At 68.4% G+C, this 3,359-nt stretch carries 3 protein-coding genes and 1 pseudogene; 2 read left to right on the top strand and 2 right to left on the bottom strand.

The window, feature by feature from the left end:
- A pseudogene (locus AC08ON_RS02060) lies at positions 1-242 on the bottom strand (sugar-binding protein); the annotation flags it as partial.
- Between the two features lie 72 nt (positions 243-314).
- Positions 315-1,664 (bottom strand): crotonyl-CoA carboxylase/reductase, encoded by a 1,350-nt coding sequence (gene ccrA / locus AC08ON_RS02055; RefSeq protein WP_476607434.1) that lies wholly within the window; start codon positions 1,662-1,664, stop codon positions 315-317.
- A gap of 173 nt (positions 1,665-1,837) precedes the next feature.
- Here ccrA and AC08ON_RS02050 point away from each other — a divergent pair, with 173 nt between their 5' ends.
- Positions 1,838-2,395, top strand: coding sequence for a SigE family RNA polymerase sigma factor (locus AC08ON_RS02050; protein ID WP_011438065.1), 558 nt, complete (start codon positions 1,838-1,840; stop codon positions 2,393-2,395).
- Positions 2,392-3,359 (top strand): FG-GAP repeat domain-containing protein (locus tag AC08ON_RS02045; RefSeq protein WP_476616354.1); only part of this gene is annotated, 968 nt, incomplete at its 3' end. The genes AC08ON_RS02050 and AC08ON_RS02045, both read left to right, overlap by 4 nt.

Here is a 3,359-nt window from a genome sequence, read left to right as displayed (position 1 = left end):
AACTCCTCCCAGGCGGGACGGTTGGCGGCCAGATCGTCGCGTACCCGGGCCGCCTCGGTCGCCGCCTCCGACGCGGCCGCCTCCGCCGCTGCCCGGTGCGCCTCGGCCTCGCGTAGCTGCTCGACGAGCCAGTTCACGTGATGGGTGACCTGATTGGGGTCGTAGCCACGGCGCACCAGATCAAAGGCGGGGGGCCCGTCGGTCTCGCCGGCCATTGGGATGAGATCGGTGTGTTCGGTCATAGGACCTCAGCATCTCAGACGGTCAATGCGAGCGTGAGGGGAGCCGGCTGTCGACCTGGCCGATTTCCGGGTTTATACGCCGCGGAACCGGTTGATTGCGGTCAGGTGGCGGGAGCGGAGTGCCTCGTCGCGGACACCCAGCCCCTCGGCCGGGGGGAGACACAGCACGCCCACCTTCCCTTGGTGGAGGTTGCGGTGCACGTCGTAGGCGGCCTGCCCCGTTTCGGTAAGCGGGTAGACCCGGGACAGGGTCGGATGGATCATCCCGCGCATGATGAGTCGGTTGGCTTCCCAGGCCTCCCGGTAGTTGGCGAAGTGCGAGCCGACGATGCGCTTGAGATTCATCCACAGGTACCGGTTGTCGTACTCGTGCTGGAAACCGCTGGTGGAGGCGCAGGTGGCGATAGTTCCGCCGCGGCGGGTCACATAGACGGAGGCGCCGAAGGTCTCCCGGCCCGGGTGTTCGAGGACGATGTCGGGGTCGTCGCCGCCGGTGAGCTCGCGGATGCGCTTGCCGAACCGCTGCCATTCCCGGGGGTTCTGGGTGTGTTCGTCACTCCAGAACTGATAGGCCTCGGCGGCACGGTCGATGATCAGATCTGCGCCGAGGGAGCGGCATATGTCGGCTTTTTCCGGCGAGGAGACGATGCAGACCGGGATGGCCCCGCCGCGCAGCACGAGTTGGGTGGCGTAGGAGCCCAGGCCCCCGGACGCGCCCCAGACGAGAACGACGTCGCCCTGCTTCATGTTCGCGCCGTTGACCGAGACCAGCTGGCGGTACGCGGTCGAGTTGACCAGACCGGGTGCGGCCGCCTCCTCCCAGGTCAGGTGCGCGGGTTTCGGCATGAGCTGGTTGGTCTTGACCAGGGCGAGCTCGGCGAGTCCGCCAAAATTCGTCTCAAATCCCCAGATTCGTTGCTCGGGATCCAGCATCGTGTCGTTGTGGCCGTCGGGACGCTCGAGTTCCACGGACAGACAGTGGGCGACGACCTCGTCCCCGGGGGACCAGGCCTGTACGCCGGGCCCTGTCCGTAGCACAACTCCGGCCAGATCCGAGCCGACAACGTGGTAAGGCTGGTTGTGACGGGATGCAAGCGGAGAGGTTCGGCCGTAGCGCTCGAGGAAGTTGAAGGTGTGGATCGGCTCGAAGATCGACGTCCAGACCGTGTTGTAGTTCACGGAGGAGGCCATGACCGCGATGAGGGCTTCACCGGGACCGAGCTCGGGGGTCGGCACGTCGTCTACGTGCAGGGAGCGGCGGGGGTCCTTGTCCCGGGACGGCATGCCCTCGAACATCCCGATTTCGTCCCGGCGCACGACCACGGCGCGGTAGGACTCGGGGACCGGGAGGGATGCGAACTCCGCCCGCCGGGCGGGCGACGGAGGGCTTTGGGCAATGATCGCTTCGAGAATGTCCTTCACGGTCGGCCTCCGGTAGGACGCTGGTGCTGATGGCGGATAGACGGCAGATGTTACCCATAGGTGGGAGGCGGGGTCGCGGGATGTGGAGGCTGTCTGTTTCGTGCGTGACGCGATAGAACTTTTGGGACAACTTCGAGTGCTCGGTACGCGTCCAACTGGGTGTGATCGCGCCCATGACTGTCGTGGAAGGGTGGCGGCCCGTGCCTGCACGGAGCGACGCCGCCCGTAGCGATGTCGCGCGGGACGCCGATGCCGCCCTGACCGCGTTGTATTCCGAACACTATCGGTCATTGGTTCGTCTTGCAGCGTTACTGCTTGACGATCTCGGCCTCTGCGAGGAGGTCGTGCAGGATGCCTACATCCGAGTCCACGCGGCCTGGGGGCGGCTCCAGGACCGGGACAAGGCCTTGGCCTACCTCAGGCAGACCGTCGTCAACCTCGCACGTTCGACACTGCGTCGTCGACTCGTCGCTCTCAAACACGCTCCCAAGCCGATGCCCGACGCCGCGAGCGCCGAGGAGGGCGCCTACTCCCTCGTCGAACGGGCGGCGGTCATCCAGGCGCTGCGCGAGCTGCCCCGCCGGCAGCGGGAGGCAGTGGTGCTGCGGTACTACGCCGACATGTCCGAGGCGGACGCCGCGGCGGTGATGGGCTGCAGTGTCGGTTCCGTCAAGGCGTACACTTCCCGGGGGCTGTCGGCGTTGAGCGGCAAGCTGGAGGGCCTGCGGTGAGTGGTCTGGAACCGGAGGAGCTCGCCCGCCTGCTCACCGAGGCGGTGGAGCCCCTCCGGCCCTCGCCGGACGCTTACCGGCAGATCCGTGCCGGGATCGACCGTCGGCGCCGGTGGCGTCTGCCGCTGATGACGGCGGGCGGGATGGTCATGGCCGCGCTCATCGGGCTCGCAGTGGTGGCGCTGCGGCCCCCTCCGTCGAGCAACGAGCTCGTCGAGCCAGCCGTCCCGCCGCTCGTGACCGCACCCGTGACGGGGCCGAGCCGGACACCCGTCGCGCCCTCGACCGGCGGCACCGGCCGTTCTACCAGGGCCGGCGGTGGGTCCGGAGGGGGATCGGTGACCTGGTCGGCGACTACTCCGCCGACCGCCCTCCCGACCACCAGCATGTCCTCCCCGCCCGTCACGGCCGGTTCGTCAGTCAGTCCGACGACGGTGACCCAGGACAGCCCTCAGCTGCCGACGGCCGCCGTGAAGCCGGCAGTGGCGGGCGACGTCGACGGCGACGGCCGTTCCGACCAGGTGCGGGCGACCGGGAGCAAACTCGAGGTCGTGTTCTCCCGGGACGGAACTGTCGGGCAGGTCGACCTGGGCGCGATCGTGGTGCCCCTGCATTACACGGTCGTCGACATCAACGCCAACGGGTTCGGCGAGATCCTGGTGCAGACCACGTCGAGGAGCGGGATGGACAACTACGCGCTGGTGCGCTACGCCAGTCTCGACACGCTGGCCTCCGTCCCCCTGCCGGCTCAGCTCACCCTCGCAGCCGGGGTTCAGGGTAACGTCGGCGCCGGGTTCCGCTGCATGGACCGGGCCCTGCGGATCAACAGCGGGACCTCGACCGACGGTTCGCTGTTCACCGTGGCCACGACCATCCTGGCGCTGACCCCGGAGGGCCTGGCCGCCCAAGACACCCGGTCCGACCAGGTACGCCTGCCGGCGGACCCGGCCACCTCGCCGTTCGT

The organism is Frankia sp. CoWAU3 (genome assembly GCF_977971855.1).
This window is presented reverse-complemented; position numbering and strand designations above follow the sequence as displayed.